The organism is Arhodomonas sp. KWT, assembly GCF_010993615.1.
In genome coordinates this window covers 42,893-46,799 of record NZ_WNXE01000012.1, presented here as the reverse complement: position 1 = coordinate 46,799, position 3,907 = coordinate 42,893, and the positions used below count along the sequence as shown (strand labels likewise).

Sequence of the window (3,907 nt, the reverse complement as noted above, 5' to 3'; positions counted from 1 at the left end):
GGCAGCGAGCGAGAGAGTATCGTCGAGCGCTGCCCCCTCGTCGACGTAGACCAGCAGATCTTTCCAGGACATGGCGTATTCGCCTCCTGCTCAGTGGGAGAGGAAAACCGGCAGCGTCATGCTCTCGAGCACGCCGCGGGTGGCGCCGCCGAGGACCATCTCGCGCATCCGCGCACGGCCGTAGGCCCCCATGACCATCATGTCGGCACCGTAATCGCTCGCTGCGGACAGCAGCGCGGAGGCCACGTCCAGGTCCCCGAGACTCTGATGGGCTGCCTCGACGTTAACGCCGTGGCGCGCCAGGTGCGTGGCGATGTCGGCCGCCGGCTGCTCACCGTGGGCCGCATCGCGGCTGGTGCCGGTGAGCGCGAGCACCCTCACCTCGTCCGCCGCCTTGAGCAGGGGCAGCGCGTCGGAGACCGCGCGTGCCGACTCGCGGCCGGCGTCCCAGGCCACCAGGATTCGTCGGCCGATGGGCTGCTCGCGCCAGGCATAGGGCGTGGCCAGCACCGGCCGCCCGCTCATCAGGCAGAGCTGCCCGGGCAGGTCCCGCGGCACCGCGGAGCGCACGTCACTGACATCCGGCTGACCGACGACCGCGAGGTCCGCATACCGTGAATGGCGTGCGAGCACGTCGAGGACCGTGCCGCCGGCGCTGACCGTGTCGGTGGCACGCCACTCGGTGACGAGCTGCCGGCCTCCGACCAGCTGCTCGAAGCGCTGGCGCAGCCGCTCATTGCGCTCGCCGGCGAGCTCGAGCTGACTCTCCAGGGTCTGGGTCGGAACGAACTCCGGTACGAGCATGACGTCGGCGACCGCCAGCCCGACCAGGTGCGCATCCCACTTCGCCGCCAGCTCGGCGGCAAGCCGCGCCCGGCGCTCGAACTCCGCGGATTCATCGACAAACAGCAACAGGGTGCGCAGTTCCATGGTCCTGACCTCCTGGAAATAACGGAATTTCGACGGCAGTCCGCCCGTCCGTCAGAATTTATCATTGCGGCGACCAGCCGGATGATCCAGATCAAGCCGCTGTTATTATGCGGCCTGCTCATTTACTATGACGTTTACGTAAACGAAAACTTTGAGCCGTCCGCAATGCAGCTACGCGAACGAGACGCCCTGCCCAACGCGACCACCTACACCATCTCCGAGCTCGCCCGGGAATTCGACGTTACCACGCGGGCGATCCGCTTCTACGAGAACCGCGGGCTGCTCAACCCCCGGCGCGAGGGCCAGAAGCGCATCTACAGCCGCCGCGACCGCACCCGGCTCAAGCTCACCCTGCGCGGCAAACGCCTCGGCATGACCCTGGCGGAGATCAAGGAAGTCTTCGATCTCTACGACTCGGCCCACGGCGAGGAGCGCCAGCTCGCCCGCTACCTCGAAATCCTAGAGGAAAAACGCCAGCTCTTCCTCCAGCAGCGCCAGGACCTCGAGGACGCCCTCGGCGAGCTCGAGGACTCCATGGGCCGGTGTCGCCGTATCCTGGACAGCAAGCACCGGCGGGAGGGTGTCGGCGGGTGAGGCCCGGGTTTGACGTTTACGTAAACGTCAAATAGCATTGCCGCAAAGACCCGCAGGAGGAGAGAGACCATGGAGCTGCCCGGGCTGAATTTCGGTCTCGGCCAGGAGATCGACATGCTCCGCGAGGCCGTGCGCGACTTCGCCGCCGGCGAGATCGCCCCACGCGCCGAGGCCATCGACCGTGACAACCACTTCCCCCGCGAGCTGTGGCCGAAACTCGGCGAACTCGGCCTGCACGGCATTACCGTGGAGGAGGCCTATGGCGGCAGCGCGATGGGTTACCTCGCCCACATGATCGCGATGGAGGAGATCAGCCGGGCCTCCGCCTCCATCGGGCTGTCCTACGGCGCCCACTCCAACCTCTGCATCAACCAGCTCCGCCTCAACGGCAGCGCCGCCCAGCGCGAGCGCTATCTGCCGCCGCTGGTCACCGGCGAGCACGTCGGCGCGCTGGCGATGTCCGAGCCCGGTTCCGGCTCCGACGTGGTCTCCATGCGCCTGCGCGCCGAGCGCCGGGGGGACCGCTACGTCCTCAACGGTAACAAGATGTGGATCACCAACGGCCCGGAGGCCGACACGCTGGTGGTCTACGCCAAGACCGACCCGGAGGCGGGTCCGCGCGGCATCACCGCCTTCATCGTCGAGAAGGGGATGCCCGGCTTCAGCACGGCGCAGAAGCTCGACAAGCTCGGCATGCGCGGCTCGGATACCTGTGAGCTGGTGTTCAGCGACTGCGAGGTCCCCGCGGAGAACGTGCTTGGCGAGGAGAACCGCGGCGTGCATGTGCTCATGAGCGGCCTGGACTACGAGCGCGCCGTGCTCGCCGCCGGTCCCCTCGGCATCATGCAGGCGTGTCTGGACACGGTGGTCCCCTACATCCACGAGCGCCGCCAGTTCGACCAACCCATCGGCGAGTTTCAGCTCATCCAGGGCAAGGTCGCGGACATGTACACCACACTCAATGCCTGCCGGGCCTACGTCTACACCGTCGGCGCGGCCTGCGATCGTGGCGAGACCACCCGCAAGGATGCCGCCGGCGCGATCCTTTACGCCGCCGAGAAGGCGACGCAGATGGCGCTGGAGGCCATCCAGATCCTCGGCGGCAACGGCTATATCAACGAGTACCCTACCGGACGGCTGCTCCGCGACGCCAAGCTCTACGAGATCGGCGCGGGCACCAGCGAGATCCGGCGGATGCTCATCGGCCGCGAACTCTTCCGCGAGACGGCCTGAGCCGGCGGCCCGCCGGGCGGGCCGCCGCTCCGACACCGAAGCGACACCAACCGCGAGGGCCCGGTCATGCGCGAGACCGCCAGCGACCCCATCGTCATCGTCAGTGCCGCACGCACCCCCATGGGGGGCTTCCAGGGCCAGCTCGCCGCCCTGCGTGCCCCGGCGCTGGGCGCCGCCGCCATCGCCGCGGCGGTAAGCCGTGCCGGCCTGGAGCCGGATGCCGCCGGCGAGGTCTTCATGGGCAACGTCCTGCCCGCCGGCGTCGGCCAGGCACCGGCCCGCCAGGCCGCCATCGGCGCCGGGCTGCCGCAGTCCGTGCCCTGCACCACGGTCAGCAAGGTCTGCGGCTCGGGCATGAAGGCCGTGATGCTCGCCCACGACCTCATCGCCGCGGGCAGCGCGGACGTGCTGGTCGCCGGTGGCATGGAGAGCATGTCCAACGCGCCCTACCTCCTCGACCGGGCCCGCTCGGGCTACCGTCTCGGCCACGGGCGCGTGCTCGACCACATGTTCCTCGACGGCCTCGAGGACGCCTACGATCCCGGGCGGCTGATGGGGACCTACGCCGAGGACACTGCCGAGCACTACGGCTTCACCCGCGAGGCCCAGGACGCCTTCGCGATCGAGTCACTCAACCGTGCCAACCGCGCCATCGCCGAGGGCGACTTCGCCGACGAGATCGCCCCGGTCACCGTGACCGGCCGCGGCGGCGAGGAACGCGTGGACACCGACGAGCAGCCGGGACAGGCACGCATCGACCGCATCCCCGCTCTCAAGCCGGCCTTCCGCCGCGACGGCACGGTGACACCGGCGAACTCCAGCTCCATCTCCGACGGCGGTGCCGCGCTGGTGCTCATGCGCGCCTCCGAGGCGGAGCGCCGCGGCCTCGCCCCCCGGGCGGTGATCCGCGGCCACGCCGGCCATGCCCAGGCCCCGGCCTGGTTCACCACCGCGCCGGTGGGGGCGATGCGCACCCTGTGCGAGCGCGTGGGCTGGCAAACGGGCGACGTCGACCTCTTCGAGATCAACGAGGCCTTCGCCGTGGTCACCATGGCGGCCATGCACGAGCTCGGCCTGCCCCACGAGGCGGTGAACGTCAACGGCGGTGCCTGCGCCCTGGGCCACCCCATCGGCTGCTCCGGGGCGAGGC

General features: G+C 69.5%; 4 protein-coding genes. 3 read left to right on the top strand and 1 reads right to left on the bottom strand.

The annotated features are described in order from the left end of the window. Positions 1-90 precede the first annotated feature (90 nt). A complete protein-coding gene (locus G7A99_RS04405) occupies positions 91-930 on the bottom strand; it encodes a universal stress protein (RefSeq protein WP_163139017.1) in 840 nt (279 codons plus the stop codon). 81 nt (positions 931-1,011) lie between these two features. On the opposite strand from G7A99_RS04405, the gene G7A99_RS04400 reads away from it, so the two are divergent. The 3 genes from G7A99_RS04400 to G7A99_RS04390 form a co-directional block, all read left to right on the top strand. Further along, positions 1,012-1,524, top strand: coding sequence for a MerR family DNA-binding transcriptional regulator (locus G7A99_RS04400; RefSeq protein WP_205599733.1), 513 nt, complete (start codon positions 1,012-1,014; stop codon positions 1,522-1,524). Positions 1,525-1,593: 69 nt separating this feature from the next. Then, positions 1,594-2,757, top strand: coding sequence for an isovaleryl-CoA dehydrogenase (locus G7A99_RS04395; RefSeq protein WP_163139016.1), 1,164 nt, complete (start codon positions 1,594-1,596; stop codon positions 2,755-2,757). A gap of 66 nt (positions 2,758-2,823) precedes the next feature. Next, the coding region (locus G7A99_RS04390; protein WP_163139015.1) for an acetyl-CoA C-acyltransferase at positions 2,824-3,907 on the top strand (1,084 nt) is incomplete at its 3' end.

Excerpts from the sequence above, each read along its gene's own strand:
- G7A99_RS04405 (WP_163139017.1), bottom strand. The coding sequence starts at position 930 with ATGGAACTGCGCACCCTGTTGCTGTTTGTCGATGAATCCGCGGAGTTC.
- G7A99_RS04400 (WP_205599733.1), top strand. The coding sequence starts at position 1,012 with ATGATCCAGATCAAGCCGCTGTTATTATGCGGCCTGCTCATTTACTAT.
- G7A99_RS04395 (WP_163139016.1), top strand. The coding sequence starts at position 1,594 with ATGGAGCTGCCCGGGCTGAATTTCGGTCTCGGCCAGGAGATCGACATG.